We start from the raw sequence: 461 nt of genomic DNA, 5'->3' as shown, positions 1-461 counted from the left end.
GGAAGAGCAAGCTGCGCTCGGTCGTGAGGTCGTCTATCAGACCAATGACGGCAAGCGCTCCTTCGCGCCCGGCGACCGCATCGTTCTCTTGGAAAACAATCGCGACCTTGACGTCAGGAATGGCATGCTGGGAACCGTGGTGGCCGTCGAACCGGACGCGATACAGATAAGGCTCGACGGCGACGGCAAAGAAGGGGTCCGTTCAGTCTTACTGCCGGTGAACAGTTACCAGGCCTTTGATCACGGCTATGCGACGACGATCCACAAGTCGCAAGGCTCGACGGTCGACCGCGCCTTCGTCATGGCCTCGGCCACGATGGACCGGCATCTCACCTATGTGGCGATGACGCGCCATCATGACGGCGCAAAGCTCTATGTCGGGCGCGACGAATTGAAAGACGTGAAGGCGCTGAGCGCCAGCATGGGCCGATCGGGTGCGAAGGAAACGACGCTCGATTACA

At 60.3% G+C, this 461-nt stretch carries 1 protein-coding gene; it reads left to right on the top strand.

Going from position 1 to position 461, the window contains the following annotated elements; all coding sequences use genetic code 11:
* Positions 1-461 (top strand): ATP-binding domain-containing protein (locus PY650_RS36785; protein ID WP_285885029.1); only part of this gene is annotated, 461 nt, incomplete at both ends.

The organism is Martinezella calliandrae, from assembly GCF_030272695.1.
Taxonomy (GTDB): domain Bacteria; phylum Pseudomonadota; class Alphaproteobacteria; order Rhizobiales; family Rhizobiaceae; genus Rhizobium; species Rhizobium calliandrae.
This window is presented reverse-complemented; position numbering and strand designations above follow the sequence as displayed.